The sequence below is a fragment of the Rhodococcus sp. ZPP genome, from assembly GCF_017656075.1.
GTDB classification, from domain to species: Bacteria; Actinomycetota; Actinomycetes; order Mycobacteriales; family Mycobacteriaceae; genus Rhodococcus_F; species Rhodococcus_F oxybenzonivorans.
This window is the reverse complement of sequence record NZ_CP058638.1, coordinates 5,026,474-5,042,803: the sequence shown is the minus strand read 5'-3', so window position 1 is coordinate 5,042,803 and position 16,330 is coordinate 5,026,474. Positions and strand designations below refer to the sequence as shown.

The following is a 16,330-nucleotide window of genomic DNA, read 5'->3' as shown; positions in this document are numbered from 1 at the left end:
GCCGCACCGGCAGGCAATCCGACGCTGACCGATCAGCTCGCCGACCTCGACCCCGCCGTCCACCAGGCGATCGCAGCCGAACTCGAGCGCCAGCAGGGCACCCTGGAGATGATCGCCAGTGAGAACTTCGCCCCGCTCGCAGTGATGCAGGCGCAGGGCTCGGTGCTCACCAACAAGTACGCCGAGGGATACCCCGGACGCCGCTACTACGGCGGTTGCGAGCACGTCGACGTCATCGAGCAGCTCGCCATCGACCGCCTCACCGACCTTTTCGGCGCGAAATACGCCAACGTGCAGCCGCATTCGGGGGCGCAGGCAAACGCCGCCGCGATGGCGGCACTGCTGAAGCCCGGTGACGGAATCCTCGGACTGGACCTCGCGCACGGTGGTCACCTCACACACGGGATGAGGCTGAACTTCTCCGGCAAGCTCTACGACGTCGCCGCCTACCACGTCCGCGAGGACGATCACCTGGTCGATATGGACGAGGTGGAGCGTCTGGCCCGTGAGCACCGCCCGAAGCTGATCCTGGCCGGCTGGTCCGCCTACACACGCCAGCTCGACTTCGCCGCATTCCGGCGCATCGCCGACGAGGTCGGCGCGTACCTCATGGTCGACATGGCCCACTTCGCCGGACTCGTCGCCGCCGGGCTGCACCCTTCTCCCGTCCCGCACGCCCACGTGGTCACGTCGACGACGCACAAGACCCTCGGCGGTCCCCGCGGCGGCGTCATCCTCACCAACGACGAGGCCCTGGCGAAGAAGTTCAACTCCTCGGTGTTCCCGGGACAGCAGGGTGGCCCGCTCGAACACGTGATCGCCGGCAAGGCCGTCTCGTTCAAGCTCGCCGCCGAGCCGGAGTTCCGCGAGCGCCAGGAACGCACCCTCGCCGGGGCGAAGATCCTTGCCGACCGATTGCTGCAGCCCGACTCCCGCGAGGCCGGTATCAACGTCGTCTCCGGCGGCACCGACGTGCACCTGGTGCTGGTGGATCTGCGCGAGTCCGAGCTCGACGGAAAGCAGGCCGAGGACCGGCTTCACCGCGTCGGAATCACGGTGAACCGCAACGCCGTTCCGTTCGACCCGCGGCCGCCGATGGTCAGCTCCGGTGTGCGCATCGGGACCCCCGCCCTCGCGACCCGCGGTTTCGACCTGGACGCGTTCACCGAGGTTGCCGACATCATCAGCTACGCGCTGCGGCCGGCCACCGACGAGGACGATCTCGACGAACTCCGCGGCCGCGTCGACTCCCTCGCCCTGCGTTTCCCGCTCTACCCCGACCTGACGGAGGCGAACTGATGAGTGCCACCCAGCCGCCCGGCGCCCACCTGCCCGATCACCCCGACTTCCTGTGGCGTAACCCGGAACCGAAGAAGTCGTACGATGTCGTGATCGTCGGCGGCGGCGGACACGGCCTGGCCACCGCCCACTACCTCGCCAAGAATCACGGCATCACCAACGTCGCGGTCCTGGAGAAGGGCTGGCTCGCGGGCGGAAACATGGCCCGCAACACCACGCTGATCCGCTCGAACTATCTGTGGGACGAGAGTGCGAAGATTTACGAGCACGCGCTCAAGCTGTGGGAGGGCCTCGAGGACGACCTCGACTACCCGATCCTGTTCAGCCAGCGCGGCGTCCTCAATCTCGCGCACAGCCTGCAGGACGTCCGCGACAGCGTCCGCCGGGTGGAGGCGAACAAGCTCAACGGCATCGACGCCGAGTGGGTCGGACCCGACGAGGTCAAGAAGCTGTGCCCGCTGGTGAACATCTCGAGCGACATCCGCTACCCCGTCCTCGGCGCGACGTATCAGCCGCGGGCCGGCATCGCCAAACATGACTACGTGGCCTGGGGATTCGCGCGCCGCGCCGACGAGGCGGGTATCGACATCATCCAAAACTGTGAGGTCACCGGATTCGTCACGGACGGCAACAAGGTGACCGGGGTGCGCACCACCCGCGGCGACATCGTGGCCGGGCAGGTAGCGCTGTGCGCTGCCGGGCACACCTCGACGCTCACCGACATGCTCGGCATCCGCACCCCGGTGCAGAGTCACCCGTTGCAGGCACTGGTTTCCGAACTGCTCGAGCCCGTACACCCGACCATCGTGATGTCCAACGCGATCCACGTCTACGTCTCGCAGGCGCACAAGGGTGAATTGGTGATGGGCGCCGGTGTCGACTCCTACAACGGCTACGGCCAGCGCGGCGCGTTCCACATCATCGAACGGCAGATGGCGGCCGCGGTCGAGTTGTTCCCCGTCTTCGCCCGCGCGCACCTGCTGCGCACCTGGGGCGGCATCGTCGACGTGTGCCCCGACGCCTCCCCGATTGTCGGACGCACCCCGTACGACAACGTGTACCTCAACTGTGGTTGGGGCACTGGTGGATTCAAGGCCACCCCGGGATTGGGCTGGTGCCTGGCGGACACGATCGCCAACGACGAACCGCAAGAGTTCATCGCGCCGTTCAGCCTCGACCGGTTCGTCACCGGTGCCCTCGTCGACGAGCACGGCGCTGCGGCCGTCGCGCACTGATCCCCCGTCGCGCACTGAAATCAGGAGTCACCATGCAACTCATCGAATGCCCGTGGTGCGGACCCCGTGAGGAAACCGAGTTCCACTACGGCGGCGAAGCCCACGTCGTGTACCCGGAAGACCCCGAATCGTTGACCGACGAACAATGGGCACACTTCGTGTTCTTCCGTGCGAACCCGAAAGGTCTTTTCGCGGAACGGTGGAACCACAGCGCCGGCTGCCGGCGCTGGTTCAACGCCGTACGTGACACCGCCACCTACCGATTCCACAGCGTCTACCGCTTGGACGAGCAGAAGCCGACGATATCGTGAACGCACCCTTCCGCACCCGCCAGGGCGGTCGCCTCGACCGCGACACCTCCTACACCTTCACGTTCGACGGCCGGGAACTGACCGGTCACCCCGGTGACACGCTCGGTTCGGCCCTGCTCGCGAACGGCGTCCACCAGATCACCACGAGCATCAAACTCGGCCGGCCCCGCGGCATCACCGCGGCGTGGGCGGAGGACACCGGCGGCCTCGTGCAGATCGAGGAGCCGTTCCCCGAGCCGATGCTGCTCGCGACCACCATCGAGTTGTTCGACGGCCTCGTCGCCCGCGGCATCCCCGGTCAGGGACGTCTTGCCACGATCGCCGATTCGGCGAAATACGACGCCACGCACGTCCACACCGACCTCCTGGTCGCCGGCGCCGGCCCGGCGGGTCTCGCCGCGGCGCTCACCGCCGCCCGGGCGGGCGCGCGGGTGGTGCTCGTCGACGAGCAGAACGAAGCCGGCGGAGACCTGCTCGGGTCCACCGACCTCATCGACGGCGCTCCCGCCCTCGACTGGGTGGCCGCCGCGGTCGCCGAGCTCGCCACCTTCCCGGATGTGCTGCACCTGCAGCGCACCACCGCATTCGGCAACTACGACGACGGTTTCGTCCTCGCGCTCGAGCGTCGCACCGACCATCTCGGTGCCGAAGCCCCCACCGCGCTGAGCCGGCAACGCGTGTGGCGGATCCGGGCCCGGCACATCGTCGTCGCGGCCGGCGCCCACGAGCGTCCCGTCGTCTTCACCGACAACGATCGCCCCGGCATCATGCTCGCGCACGGTGCCCGCACCTTCCTGCACCGCTACGGCGTCAAGGTCGGCGAGCAGGCCGTCGTGTTCACCACCAACGACAGCGCCTACGAAGCGGCGATCGACCTGCACGACGCCGGTGTTCGCATCAACGCGATCGTCGAGGCCCGCGAACAGGCACCCGCCCGCTGGCAGGCCGAATGCAACAAGCGGGGCATCACCATTCGCACTGCGTCGGTGGTGTCCGGCACCCGCGGCAACGGCCGGATCAGTCACGCCGTCGTGTCACAACGCGCGGACAACGGCACCCCAGTTCCCCTCGCCTGCGACGTCCTACTAGTCAGCGGCGGCTGGAACCCGGCCGTGCACCTGTTCTCCCAGGCCCGCGGCAAACTCCGCTACGACGACAACCTGGGCGCCTTCGTCCCCGGCGAGACCCTTGACGGAGTCTCCGTCACCGGATCCGCGAACGGTGTGTTCGATCTGGAGGGGTGCCTGCGCGACGGCCAGCACGTGGGCGCCGCTGCCGTGCGCAATCTCGGGTTCACGGCCTCCGTCACCGATGTCGATACTGTCGACCGTCATGCGGCGAACGACAGTGGCTTGGCGCCGCTGGTGTTGTGGCGGGTGCCCGACACCGCCGGCGAGGACACCCAGTTCGTCGACGTGCAGCGTGACGCGACGGTCGCCGACCTCGCCCGCGCGGTCGGTGCCGGGATGACGTCGATGGAGCACATCAAGCGCTACACGACCATCGGCACCGCACACGATCAGGGCAAGACCTCCGGGGTGATCTCCTCCGGCATCACGGCCGAACTGCTCGGTAGGCCGATCGAGACATTGGGCACCACCACATTCCGACCGCCGTACACCCCGGTCGCGTTCGCCGCCCTCGCCGGCCGCAGCCGCGGCGCCCTCTTCGACCCCGAACGGGTGACGGCACTGCACGATTGGCACGTCGGACGGGGCGCGGTGTTCGAGGACGTCGGCCAGTGGAAGCGTCCCCGCTACTATCCGCTGCCCGGGGAGGACATGGATGCCGCCGTGCTGCGCGAATGCGCCGCCGTGCGCCGCAGCATCGGCATCCTCGACGGCTCGACCCTCGGCAAGATCGACGTTCAGGGTCCCGACGCCGGGGTGCTGCTCGACATGGTCTACACGAACATGATGAGCACACTGAAGGTCGGCATGGTCCGTTACGGCGTCATGTGCGGCGTCGACGGCATGGTCATCGACGACGGCACCGTGATGCGCCTGGACGACGACCGGTTCCAGGTCTTCACCACCACCGGCGGCGCCGCGAAGATCCTCGACTGGATGGAGGAATGGCTGCAGACGGAATGGCCCCACCTGAAGGTGCGGCTCACCTCGGTCACCGAACAGTGGGCCACGTTCCCCGTCGTCGGACCGCGCTCCCGCGACGTGATCGGTGAGGTCTTCCCCGACCTCGACGTCACCAACGACGCGTTCCCGTTCATGGCGTGGCGCGACACCTCCCTCGGCGACGTCCACGTGCGGGTCGCGCGGATCAGCTTCTCCGGCGAACTCGCCTTCGAAGTCAACGTCAACGGCTGGCACGCACCCGCCGTCTGGGCACGGCTGATCGCCGCGGGCGAAAAGTTCGACATCACCCCGTACGGCACCGAAACCATGCACGTGCTGCGCGCCGAGAAGGGGTACCCGATCATCGGTCAGGACACCGACGGCACGGTCACTCCGCAGGACCTCGGGATGAGCTGGGCTGTGTCGAAGAAGAAGCGCGACTTCATCGGGAAGCGCTCCTTCTCCCGTGAGGAGAACCAGAACCCGCTGCGCAAGCAGTTCGTCGGGCTGCTACCCCTCGACAAGCAGACCGTGCTGCCCGAGGGCGCGCAGATCATCGAAGAGATCCCCGACGGCGTCCTGCCGCCCCCGCCGGTGCCGATGCTCGGCCACGTCACGTCGAGCTACCTCAGCGCCGAACTCGGCCGCCCGTTCGGACTCGCCCTCGTCAAGGGTGGGCGGGCCCGGCTCGGCGACACCCTGCACGTCCCGGTGAACGGAAACCTGGTCGCCGTCGAGGTCACCAGCTCCGTCCTCGTTGATCCAGAAGGAGCACGTCGCGATGGCTGACACCCTCGTCCCCCTCAGCCCCCTGCACGGCTGGGACCAGAAATTCTCCGAGCTCCCCGAATCGGTGAGCCTCACCGAGGAACCGTTCGTCACAATGGTCGACCTGTGGGTGGACCTGGCCGGGCCGGGCGGCTCTGCGGCATCGAACATACTGGGCGTGGACCTGCCCACCGCGCCCTCCACCTGCATCGAGGGCGATGCAGCGACCGCGATCTGGCTCGGCCCCGACGAGTTCCTGATCACCACCCGATCCCAGGCACCCGAAGAGGTCGAGGTTCAACTCCGCAGCGCGGTGACCCCACACGGTGGCGCCGCGATCGACGTCTCCGCACAGCGCACCACCCTGCGCCTACGCGGAACCCACGCCCGAGATGTCCTCGCGAAAGGCTGCTCGATCGACCTGCACCCCAAGGTCCTCGGGCCTGGCGCCGCGGTCCAGACGATGCTCGCTCTTGCCGGCGTCGTCCTCATCCCGCTCGACAGCACCGGCACCGACTACCGGATCCTCGTGCGGTCGTCGTTCGCCCGGTACCTCGCGGAATGGCTGATCGACGCCGCCGAAGAATTCGGCATCGTTCCCGTGTAACTGACAGCATCGGTCCGGTGGACGCATGACCCCGTCCACCGGACCGGTGTTCCCTTCGTGAAGGAGTGCCCGGATGGCTACGTCCCCGACGCTCACCGCCACCCGCACCGACCGACTGCTCGATGCTCTCGCACGCGATGTTCCTCTGGTCTGCGGCATCGTCAACGTGACCCCGGATTCGTTCTCCGACGGCGGCCTGTACCTCGACACCGCTGCCGCGGTCGAACACGCCTTGACTCTGGTCGCCGAAGGCGCCGAACTCCTCGACGTCGGGGGCGAATCGACACGCCCCGGATCCCGCCCGCCGTCCGTTGCCGACGAGATCACGCGCGTCATCCCCGTCGTCGCGGAACTCGCCAGACGCACAACGGTTCCGATCTCCGTCGACACGTCGAGACCCGACGTGATGCGCGAGGCAGTCACGGCGGGCGCGTCGATGATCAACGATGTTCGCGCCCTGCGACTTCCGGGCGCCCTGCGCGCCGCCGCCGAGCTGGACGTGCCCGTGTGCCTGATGCACATGCGCGGCGATCCCGACACGATGCAGAATTCGCCGGAGTACGGCGACGTCGTGACCGAGGTGCGCGGGTTCCTCCTCGACCGTGTCGCCGCCTGCCTCGACGCGGGAATTCCCCTCGAGCACATCATGGTCGACCCGGGCTTCGGATTCGGCAAAACCCTCGCCCACAATCTCGCACTATTGTCCGAGCTCCGACAGATCACCGACCTCGGTGTTCCCGTGATGGCCGGACTGTCTCGCAAAGGCATGCTGGGCACCATCACCGGCCGCGGCGTCGACGACCGTCAGGCCGCCTCGGTTGCCGCAGCCATGATTGCCGCGCAGAACGGAGCCGCCGTCCTGCGTGTCCACGACGTCGCAGCGACCGTCGATGCCGTTGCTGTACTCACCTGTGTGCGCGGCGCCATGGTGCGACGTTGACATTCAACTGGGCCCCGCCCGAGTTCGCGGGAGAAGTGGGTTGATCCGAGGCTTCTGTGGCCTGGTCCGCAAGCCGCGGCCATGGCCACACAGATCACCTTCCCGTGCTGATAGTCGTACGATCGTCGACTTCGAGTACTTTGCACGATGAGGCCGCCTTGACCAGGGTCTCCTCGTACTCCTCCATCTGATCGGACAGTGCGGTAATTGCGCCGCCGACGCCGAATCGAACGTGCGCATCGGTAACCACCATCGTTCGGATCGCTACCGACAGATCTGTGGTTCCTGACAACGATATGTAGCCGATTGCACCGGAGTACACCCCGCGCGCACCGCCTTCGAGTTCGTCGATGATCCCCATCGTCCTTATCTTGGGAGCTCCGGTCATCGATCCGGCAGGAAACAAGGCACGTATCGCGTCGATGACATGGACATCAGTGCGAAGCACACCCCGAACGGTGGAAACCATCTGATGAACCGACGCATAGGTCTCGATTCCGAACAGGATTGGTACGTGCACTGTTCCCGGCGCACACACCCTCGACAGATCGTTCCGTACCAAGTCGACGATCATCAGGTTCTCAGCCTGGTCTTTCTCGCTCAGGGCGAGGGAATGCATCAGGGCCGTGTCCTCGTCGACGGTGGCACCGCGCGGACGGGTTCCCTTGATCGGTTTCGACTCCGCCGACCGGTCTGCCCTGACGCGCAGGAACCGCTCCGGGGACGCACTGACGACCGAGAGATCGCGCAAACAGAGAAGCGCGGCGTGCGGCACCGGATTGAAGCGCAGGATGTTAGAGAAGATTCGGCGCGGCCCGACGTCAGCATCGACGGTTGCCGTGTTGGTCAGGCACACTTCGTACGTCTCACCGGCCCGGATCAGTTCTAGGCACTCGTCGATCAGAGCACGGTATGCCCTCTCGCCGTGACGTAGTTCGAATTCCGCGCCCGTCGGACGTGCGAAGACAATCGGCGGGTCATCCCGGTCGTCGACCTCCTCCTGATCCTCCAGTGCGTCACCGACCGTGGCGAACCAAGCTTCGCTGCGCCGATCATTCGGTGTCGGCTTCAATGCGAGCGCGTAGGTACATCGTTGTTCGTGATCGATCACCACAGCTCGGTCGGCAAAGACCAACGCCGCATCGGGGTGCGGGGAGGTATGGGCCCGCACGCCGCCCGTTTCTCCTTTCAGCTCGTACCCGAGGTAGCCGACATAGCCAAGATGGAAATCGAAGGGAAGCGCGGGGTCCGGTTCCACGGCCCGAAGGCGAAGCTGCGCTTCGAGGTAGTCGAAGATGGATGCGGAAATCTGCTCGTCGCGAAGATTACTGCGGCTGACGTTGACAGTCGATGTGTTCAGGTCGTAGGTGATGTACTCGCCGTACGGTCCTGAGCAGTCGCCCATGATGGTAAATCGGGAAGCGAGATCCGATTTGACACTGCCATCGAGCCAGAAGGTGCCCGATCGACCGCCGAAGAGACTGTCGAAAAGCTGCGCAGCGTCCGGATATCGGTCCAACCGACGATGGTCGACGACGAGGCAAGGATGCCGACTACCAGGCGATGGCCGTCGTTCGAGAGCTGGGCCGGGCCTGTGAACGTGCACCGCGGCAGGGACAGTGAGGTCCCGGAAGTTGGCCAATAGCTCCCGTCCGTATTCACTCGAGATCGATTCCGGATGGAATTGGACACCCCATAGTGGCCTGCTTCGGTGCCGCACGGCCATGACCAGTCCGTCAGAAGTCGTTGCCAGCACCTCGAGCTCTTCCGACAGTTCCACTGCGACGAGCGAGTGATAGCGAACCACATTCATCGGCGAAGGAAGCCCGCGGAAAAGGTCTTCGCCGGTATGCACGATGGAGGAGAGCCTGCCGTGCATGGGCTCGGGCGCCCGAGTAATGCGAGCCTCGAACAACGCGCACAATCCTTGATGCCCCAGGCAAACCCCGAGCACCGGTAGTCCTGATTCAGCGATGACACGAGCACTGATACCGAAGTCGGCAATGCTGGTCGGCGTGCCCGGACCGGGAGAGATCACCGCGTTGTCGAAGGCCGTGAAATCGATCGACTCCCACGTTGCATCATTCGTCACTACCGTCGGACACATACCGTTGACCGCGGTGAGCAATTCGAAGAGGTTGTAGGTGAACGAATCGTGGTTATCTATCAACAGGGTTCTGACCATCTACAGATCTCCTCGGTGCGCCTGCTGTCTCAGCTACCCGCCCATAATGCCTAGTATACTATTGTGCCTGCGACTGATATATCAATTACGACTTGCGTAAGATCGGCCCGGCCTCTCTTTACCGGACCGCGTCATCCCTTACCGCAGCAACCGATTACCTCTTTGAGCTAGTCGCCCGGATCGCCGAAGTCAGCCCCGGCATCCGACTTCCAGCCGCCCAGGGAAGTCGGCAGACGATACTTGACCACCACCGAGTTCTGATCTACCGTAATGACCATCACTGATATATCAATCGTCTGTTTTTGTCCGGTCAGCGTGATCAACAGGTACCTACGGGAGGTGCGGTGAGCGACGTCCACGTTCGGGTCAACGCTGCAGATTGTACGAACTGGGGAAGCCAGCGCGTCGGCACCTCGATCTCGATGGCCCCACCGCCAAAGCTTCCACCTGCGGCGAATTGCGCCGGCCAAGCATCGCCCTCCACGCCGACATGCGAAGGAAAAACCATGGGAGATATGCAGTTGCCCACAGGTCGGATGTACACCTCATCGCACAGCTGGTTGGCGCTCACACCGGGAGAAGCCTTGTCGGACTACCCATTGAGAGCGGGCATCACTGCAACCGCTCTCGATGGTCTCGATGTCGTGGGACTCGACCTTCCCGCAGTGCGGAGCACAGTGAACGCCGGCGCTCCGTGTGCACTGATCTGGTCGTCCTCGCGGACGGTGGTCACGATGTACGCTCCCCTCAGTGGCCTGGTCACGCTGACCAATATCGCTGCGATCGACGATCCTCAACTCGTAGCTCGCGACCCCCACTACTCGGGATGGTTGTTCGCCATCCTGCCCTTCCACACATCGTCCACGAAGGACTTGCTCGCTCCCGCTCAATACACCGATGAGCTCAGCGAAGCGATATGAGCGCGCATTCCTGCTGCCGTCCCTGCCTCCACCGCGTGCCCTCGAAGTGCACAGACACAGGATTGTGATTCCATGACCATTAGCGTGTTCGACCTGTTCTCCGTCGGTGTCGGTCCGTCGAGTTCGCACACCGTCGGTCCCATGCGAGCCGCCGCACGATTCATCTCCGACCTGCACACCCTCGGAGCATTCGAGGACGTCGTCGACGTGAAGGTAGACCTGTACGGTTCACTCGCGGCAACCGGTGCCGGACACGGCACGATGTCCGCGGTCCTACTCGGACTCGAGGGATACCGTCCCGAAGATATCGAGACCGACGAGATGGAACGCCGGCTCGAGATCATGCGCAGCACCCGCCACATTTCACTCGGCGGATCCCGTGACATCGCGCTCGCCGAGGATGAGATCATCCTGCGTCCATTGACCGTCCTGCCCTTCCACCCCAACGGAATGACCCTCACCGCCTACGCCGACGAGAACGTCGAACTACACAAGGAGACCTACTTCTCGGTGGGCGGTGGCTTCGTCGTCACCGAGGCCGAAAGCATCGAAACCACCCCCGCGTCGGCGGGCGGCTTGAATTACGGATCTGCGAAAGAACTTCTCGAACTCTGCGACCGCTACGAGTGCAGCATCAGCGACCTCATGCTCTCGATCGAGCACGAATCACGGTCCACCCTCGAAATACACGAACAGTTGCTACACATCCGAGATGTGATGGTCGAGTGCGAGCAGCGTGGTATCTCGCGCGACGGGTATTTGCCGGGTGCACTGAGGGTTCGCCGGCGCGCCCGCGACTGGTTTCTGCGACTGGACCGGGAGGATCCATATCGGGCACCAGAATTCGCCGAAGACTGGGTCAACCTTGTCGCCCTTGCGATCAACGAGGAGAACGCCTCCGGTGGCCGCATCGTCACAGCTCCCACGAATGGGGCGGCCGGAATCATCCCCGCTGTATTGCACTACGCCGTGCACTACACCCCAGCCGGCAGGGCCGACCCCGACAAGACCGCGATTCAGTTCCTGCTCACTGCCGGGGCCATCGGCTCCCTGTACAAGGAACGGGCCTCTATTTCCGGCGCCGAGGTCGGTTGTCAGGGAGAGGTGGGCTCCGCCGCATCCATGGCGGCGGCCGGTCTGGCCGAAATCCTCGGCGGCACCCCGGAGCAAGTCGAGAATGCGGCCGAGATCGCAATGGAACATAGCCTTGGGTTGACCTGTGATCCCATCGAGGGCTTGGTCCAGATCCCGTGCATTGAACGTAACGCCATTTCTGCGGGTAAGGCCATCAACGCTGCGCGGATGGCGCTGCGCGGCGACGGCACTCACCGAGTCAGCCTCGACCAGGTGATCGAGACGATGCGCTCGACCGGCGCTGACATGCTCTCGAAGTACAAAGAAACCTCTACCGGTGGGCTCGCGGTCAACGTTCCAGTCAACTACGTCGAGTGCTGACACCGATTTCGACGCTGCACGGTGCCGCACTAGTCCACCACTGGGAGCCGAATGTGTCCCCGCGGCTCGACTTCCCTGGAAAGAAGGATGCTTGTGATGCGGGAGAATGTGGTCACCGACGAGCTCCGGCTCCTGCCAGCGCGAGCCGCGCAGTTCATCCGCCGGTATCCGGTCCCCCCTCGGGGAACTTACGCACCCGAGCCGCGAATCTCGATCCTCGATGTCTTCATCCATTGCGCCGCCGTTCGTGGCGAAGCATTCGTCGCGTTCCAGCTGCTGCGCCGGTGCGGGCTGCCCGGTGATCACTACCTGCATGTCGACGTTGTCGACGAGGCGCTGATGATTCTCGATCAGTTCGAGGTCACCGAAGATGCGTGCAACCACGCGTTCGGACCGAACTGGCGACAGGTCATCCGGCACGCCATTGACGTCGCCGAAATTTTGCACAGCGACTTTCACTCACTGACCCGCACCGAGAGTCTGGTCGGCAGTCACCGGCGACTCAGTGCATGGATCGCTGCCCGTGATGTGGCCTGGGAAGCCGGACGAATCAAGAGTTGGTACCGCGCACAGGATGCGGCATGGGAACGCGAGTACATGGACGACGCCACCGTCCGTCTCGATGACCGCCTCTGCGCTGATGCCGCTGCCGCGGTGCGCGACGCGGCAGCGGCAGTCGCACTGGCCGACCTGGTCGGCACGGCCGACTTCACTGCGGTCCATTACGAGACTCTTATCGCCCCCTGGTGTCGGGCCCGTAATGACATGGAAACCACCCCGGTAGACCTCTCGGAGCGTGCGACTACGAAAACAACAGCGACGAGCCACCCCGATCGCCTCTGCGCCATCACCGCCGGTGTCGCCGCGCCGACCATCCTCTGAATTCGTTGGTCACCGACCACGGTGCGCACGCCCCGCAGCGTTCATTTTCCATCCGCTCCATCCCACAACTTCGGGTCGCGGTGAAGATGCGCGGACTATTCTGGGGACAGCGTAGAGGTGGTGTATGCCAATGGCGGACGACCGGTGGGCCACTCAGCGCGAGCCGGATATCGCGGCCGAACTGTCTGCCGCTGGTTTCGACGACGCTGTGGAGATCGGACGGGGTGGGTTCGGGGTCGTTTACCGCTGCCTACACGACGCGGTAGACCGCACGGTCGCCGTCAAAGTTCTGACAACAGACCTCGACCACGAGAACCTCGCCCGCTTCGTGCGCGAACAACGAGCAATGGGTCGGATGTCCGGACATCCCAACATCGTCGACCTGTATCAGGTAGGGGTTACACGGAGCAACCGTCCCTTTCTGGTCATGCCCTACCATGAGCACGGCTCCTTGGACGCGCAGATCCGCAGTACCGGCCCTATCGGATGGGAACCGACCGTTCGGCTCGGGATAAAGATCGCCGGCGCTCTCGAGACCGCCCACCGCGCCGGTACCTTGCACCGGGATGTCAAACCAGCGAATATCCTGCTGACCGAGTACGACGAGCCGCAGCTTACAGACTTCGGTATCGCACGAGTGTCCGGAGGCTTCGAAACCGCCTCTGGGTCGATCACCGGTTCCCCCGCCTTCACCGCGCCCGAGGTCCTCGAAGGCCGACCGCCGACCGCCGCGTCAGACGTATACAGTCTCGGATCGACTCTGTTTTGCGCGCTCACCGGGCACGCCGCGTTCGAGCGACTCAGTGGTGAACAAGTCGTTGCACAATTCCTCCGTATCTCCTCGCAGCCGATCCCGGATCTGCGAGAGTCCGGAATACCAGAGGACGTGTGCGCGACGTTGGAACGGGCGATGGCCCGTGCCGTGGAGAATCGGTTCGACAGCGCCGCCGCTTTCGGCAACGAACTTCGCGCCGTGGAGCGCAGGCATGACATGGCTGTCGATCGAATGCAGGTACCACAACAACGTTCCCCTCTCCCGGACAGAGGCGCGGAGTCCACCGGAACGGCACAATGGCGACCTCCAGAAGCCGCACCACGGTCTCGTCCGCGCCCCTACAGGGTGCAAGCTCCACGAACGCCCCCTTCCCCGCTGACCAAGTTTCGTCCACCCACGACGTCCCGAAAACTGGTGTGGCGCCACCGCTTGCTCGACACACTGCGCGCCGGCCAGGGCCGCAGACTCACCCTCGTCCACGGACCGGCAGGATTCGGCAAGAGCAGCCTGGTTGCACAGTGGCGGGAGGAACTCGTTTCCCAGGGAGTGTCAGTGGCATGGCTGACCGTCGACCGTGACGATGACAATGTGGTCTGGTTTCTGTCGCATCTAGTCGAAGCGATCCAGAGGGTTCGCGCCGAGTTGGTCGGCGATCTCGGTCAATCACTCGAAGAACAGGGGCAAGCAACTGAACGTTTCGTGCTCACTTCCCTGATCAACCGACTACACGAGAGCGGGGAACCGCTCGTCGCCGTGATCGACGACTGGCATCGGGTCTCCGCGCCCGAATCTATCGCGGTGATGGAGTTTCTTCTCGACAACGCCTGCCACCACCTTCAGATCATCGTGGCCAGCCGTACCCGGTCGGGGTTACCGCTCAGCCGAATGCGGGTTCGCGACGAACTACTGGAAATCGACTCCGCAGCACTGGGTTTCGATTCTTCCGAGTCAAGGCAGTTTTTCGCCGACCGAATGCAGATACCTCCGGCCGATTCCGAAGTCGAGGAGTTGCGAGCCACGACGGATGGATGGATCGCGGCGCTACAACTGGCATCGCTGTCGCTGCGGGAATCCGAGGGCCCGGAGACCTTGTTGGGCCAGTTGCGCGCCGGGACCGACGCACTCGGCGAGTATCTCGCCGAGAACGTACTCGACGCCCTCGAACCCGACTTCCTCGACTTCGTCCTCGCGACCGCAGTACCGGACCGGGTCTGCGGAGAACTCGCTTCAGCTCTCACAGGCGTCCCCGATGGGACGGCGAAGCTCGATCAGGTCGTCGCCCGCGACCTCTTTCTCACCCGAACAGTGGAGGACCGCAGATGGTACCGCTACCACCACCTGTTTGCGCAGATTCTGCGACAGCGCCTCGAGCGTGACCATCCAGATCGGATCGCGGCACTGCATCGCAGGGCGGCCGCGTGGTTCCGTGAGCGGCACCTACTCGGCGAGGCGCTCGATCACACCCTTTCTGCCGGTGACCGAACTGCAGCAGTCCGACTGCTCGAGAACGACAGCTTGTACCTACTCGATCGGTCCCAGATGTCCACGCTCCTCGGCCTGATTGCCAAGCTGCCGCCCGATCTGGTGTTGTCCAGTCCGCGCCTGCAGCTGACGATCGGCTGGGCGAACACTGAACTACAGCAACTCGACGTTGCAACGAAGGCCCGACACCGGACGCTCGAGCTCCTGAACACACTCGACCTTCCCGACGACCAACGCGCCCGGCTGAAGGTGGAAGCCGATGTGCTGCAGGCTGATACCATCATCACCGCTGACCGCGCAGCCGGTGTCAAAGATCTCGTCGCTCACTGCCTGGCCCATGCCCACGAGCACCACCCCTTCGTCGTGTCGATGGCGGCACTCATCGACACCATCGTCGATACCTACGAGTTTCGATTCAGTGATGCCTACGACAGGCAAGTGTGGGCGACTCCATACCACCAGAAGGCCACCGGACCCTACGCCGTTGCCTACGGATACTGTTTCGCCGGTATGGCCCGGGCCGAACAACTCGACATCGCCGGGGCGAGCGAGTTGTATCACCGAGCATTCAATCTCGTACGGGACGCCGGCAACACCCAATCCCAGCACGCGCGACTCACCCGCGTGCTGCTCGCCGAGGATCTCTACCAGCAAGACCGAATCGACGAGGCTGCAGAACTATTGGACGAAACCAGCGACGCAGCGGCACTGGGTGGCGCATCGGACTTCATGATCCGGCACTACTGCTCGAGTGCCCGAATCAGGTCCATACGCGGCGACCATGACGGCGCGGCCGCCCAGCTCGATCAAGGCATCCGGACCGCCAACAAATACTCACTCCCCCGGCTGCGGGCTGCGGTGGACTGTGAACGTGCCCGACTGGGGTATCCACCTCGCTCCGGTGTCGTGCCCCTCACCCGCCGATCGCGTCAGGAGCCTGCAGACGGAATCGAACGGGTCACCGCCGAGATGGAGAACGAGGCCACTATCTTGCTGTTGCTTCGCAGCGGTGATCCTGAGCAGCTCAGCTTCGCATGCGATTTGGCTGAGAATTGGGTACATGCACTCGCCGGAACCGGACGTGAGCTTGCGCGACTCGGAGCCACTCGACTGCTGGCAGCCTGCCTCTGGGCAGCCGGCCGGAAGGAGGAGGCCAAGCAGACGCTGATTCCTGTTGTGGCCCAATGTGAGCGGCACGGGTTGATACGCTTCCTCCTCGACAGCGGACCCCATGTCGTTTCGGTTCTCAGAGAATTGCGTGAGCAGTTGAACGAGGGCGGGGCTGCCATGCATCCGGACGTGTTGCTGCCCTTCATAGACACCGTGCTCCACAGTGCGCTGACGCGCCCGTGAGTACTTGTTAACCGCCCGCGGTTAACAAGTACTCACGGGCGGCGGA

General features: G+C 64.5%; 12 protein-coding genes. 10 read left to right on the top strand and 2 right to left on the bottom strand.

What is annotated here, in order from left to right; all coding sequences use genetic code 11:
* The first annotated feature begins 24 nt into the window (after nucleotides 1-24).
* The 6 genes from glyA (at nucleotide 25) to folP (ending at nucleotide 7,232) form a co-directional block, all read left to right on the top strand.
* Nucleotides 25-1,299 carry a serine hydroxymethyltransferase gene (glyA, locus tag HYG77_RS23315; RefSeq protein ID WP_208963497.1) on the top strand — a complete coding sequence of 425 codons (1,275 nt, stop codon included), beginning with the start codon at nucleotides 25-27 and terminating at the stop codon, nucleotides 1,297-1,299.
* Nucleotides 1,299-2,534 carry a sarcosine oxidase subunit beta family protein gene (locus HYG77_RS23310; RefSeq protein WP_208960771.1) on the top strand — a complete coding sequence of 412 codons (1,236 nt, stop codon included), beginning with the start codon at nucleotides 1,299-1,301 and terminating at the stop codon, nucleotides 2,532-2,534. The genes glyA and HYG77_RS23310 overlap by 1 nt, the downstream gene beginning before the upstream one ends.
* A 32-nt stretch (nucleotides 2,535-2,566) precedes the next feature.
* The gene (locus HYG77_RS23305; RefSeq protein WP_109332682.1) at nucleotides 2,567-2,845 is read left to right on the top strand and encodes a sarcosine oxidase subunit delta; all 279 of its coding nucleotides are present in this window, start codon (nucleotides 2,567-2,569) and stop codon (nucleotides 2,843-2,845) included.
* On the top strand, nucleotides 2,842-5,706 hold the full coding sequence (locus tag HYG77_RS23300) for a 2Fe-2S iron-sulfur cluster-binding protein (protein WP_208960770.1): 2,865 nt from the start codon (nucleotides 2,842-2,844) through the stop codon (nucleotides 5,704-5,706). Before HYG77_RS23305 ends, HYG77_RS23300 begins: the two co-directional genes overlap by 4 nt.
* Nucleotides 5,699-6,292, top strand: coding sequence for a sarcosine oxidase subunit gamma family protein (locus tag HYG77_RS23295; RefSeq protein WP_109332684.1), 594 nt, complete (start codon nucleotides 5,699-5,701; stop codon nucleotides 6,290-6,292). Before HYG77_RS23300 ends, HYG77_RS23295 begins: the two co-directional genes overlap by 8 nt.
* Nucleotides 6,293-6,365: 73 nt before the next feature.
* Nucleotides 6,366-7,232 carry a dihydropteroate synthase gene (gene folP / locus HYG77_RS23290; RefSeq protein ID WP_208960769.1) on the top strand — a complete coding sequence of 289 codons (867 nt, stop codon included), beginning with the start codon at nucleotides 6,366-6,368 and terminating at the stop codon, nucleotides 7,230-7,232.
* 94 nt (nucleotides 7,233-7,326) lie between these two features.
* On the opposite strand, the gene pabB is transcribed toward folP, so the two are convergent.
* Complete coding sequence (gene pabB, locus HYG77_RS23285; RefSeq protein WP_208960768.1) at nucleotides 7,327-9,417, bottom strand: aminodeoxychorismate synthase component I; 2,091 nt, start codon at nucleotides 9,415-9,417, stop codon at nucleotides 7,327-7,329.
* 167 nt (nucleotides 9,418-9,584) lie between these two features.
* A complete protein-coding gene (locus HYG77_RS23280) occupies nucleotides 9,585-9,740 on the bottom strand; it encodes a hypothetical protein (RefSeq protein ID WP_208960767.1) in 156 nt (51 codons plus the stop codon).
* 183 nt (nucleotides 9,741-9,923) lie between these two features.
* Between HYG77_RS23280 and HYG77_RS23275 the strand changes: the two genes are divergently transcribed.
* The 4 genes from HYG77_RS23275 (at nucleotide 9,924) to HYG77_RS23260 (ending at nucleotide 16,284) form a co-directional block, all read left to right on the top strand.
* On the top strand, nucleotides 9,924-10,337 hold the full coding sequence (locus tag HYG77_RS23275) for a glycine cleavage system protein H (RefSeq protein WP_159924932.1): 414 nt from the start codon (nucleotides 9,924-9,926) through the stop codon (nucleotides 10,335-10,337).
* Nucleotides 10,338-10,409: 72 nt separating this feature from the next.
* Nucleotides 10,410-11,792 (top strand): L-serine ammonia-lyase, encoded by a 1,383-nt coding sequence (locus tag HYG77_RS23270; RefSeq protein WP_109332688.1) that lies wholly within the window; start codon nucleotides 10,410-10,412, stop codon nucleotides 11,790-11,792.
* A gap of 96 nt (nucleotides 11,793-11,888) precedes the next feature.
* Nucleotides 11,889-12,674, top strand: coding sequence for a hypothetical protein (locus HYG77_RS23265; protein ID WP_208960766.1), 786 nt, complete (start codon nucleotides 11,889-11,891; stop codon nucleotides 12,672-12,674).
* A 130-nt stretch (nucleotides 12,675-12,804) separates the two neighbouring features.
* Nucleotides 12,805-16,284 carry a serine/threonine-protein kinase gene (locus HYG77_RS23260; protein ID WP_208960765.1) on the top strand — a complete coding sequence of 1,160 codons (3,480 nt, stop codon included), beginning with the start codon at nucleotides 12,805-12,807 and terminating at the stop codon, nucleotides 16,282-16,284.
* The last annotated feature ends 46 nt before the right edge of the window (nucleotides 16,285-16,330 follow it).

Excerpts from the sequence above, each read along its gene's own strand:
- HYG77_RS23260 (WP_208960765.1), top strand. The coding sequence starts at position 12,805 with ATGGCGGACGACCGGTGGGCCACTCAGCGCGAGCCGGATATCGCGGCC.
- HYG77_RS23265 (WP_208960766.1), top strand. The coding sequence starts at position 11,889 with ATGCGGGAGAATGTGGTCACCGACGAGCTCCGGCTCCTGCCAGCGCGA.
- HYG77_RS23310 (WP_208960771.1), top strand. The coding sequence starts at position 1,299 with ATGAGTGCCACCCAGCCGCCCGGCGCCCACCTGCCCGATCACCCCGAC.
- HYG77_RS23305 (WP_109332682.1), top strand. The coding sequence starts at position 2,567 with ATGCAACTCATCGAATGCCCGTGGTGCGGACCCCGTGAGGAAACCGAG.
- HYG77_RS23275 (WP_159924932.1), top strand. The coding sequence starts at position 9,924 with ATGGGAGATATGCAGTTGCCCACAGGTCGGATGTACACCTCATCGCAC.
- pabB (WP_208960768.1), bottom strand. The coding sequence starts at position 9,417 with ATGGTCAGAACCCTGTTGATAGATAACCACGATTCGTTCACCTACAAC.
- folP (WP_208960769.1), top strand. The coding sequence starts at position 6,366 with ATGGCTACGTCCCCGACGCTCACCGCCACCCGCACCGACCGACTGCTC.
- HYG77_RS23295 (WP_109332684.1), top strand. The coding sequence starts at position 5,699 with ATGGCTGACACCCTCGTCCCCCTCAGCCCCCTGCACGGCTGGGACCAG.
- HYG77_RS23270 (WP_109332688.1), top strand. The coding sequence starts at position 10,410 with ATGACCATTAGCGTGTTCGACCTGTTCTCCGTCGGTGTCGGTCCGTCG.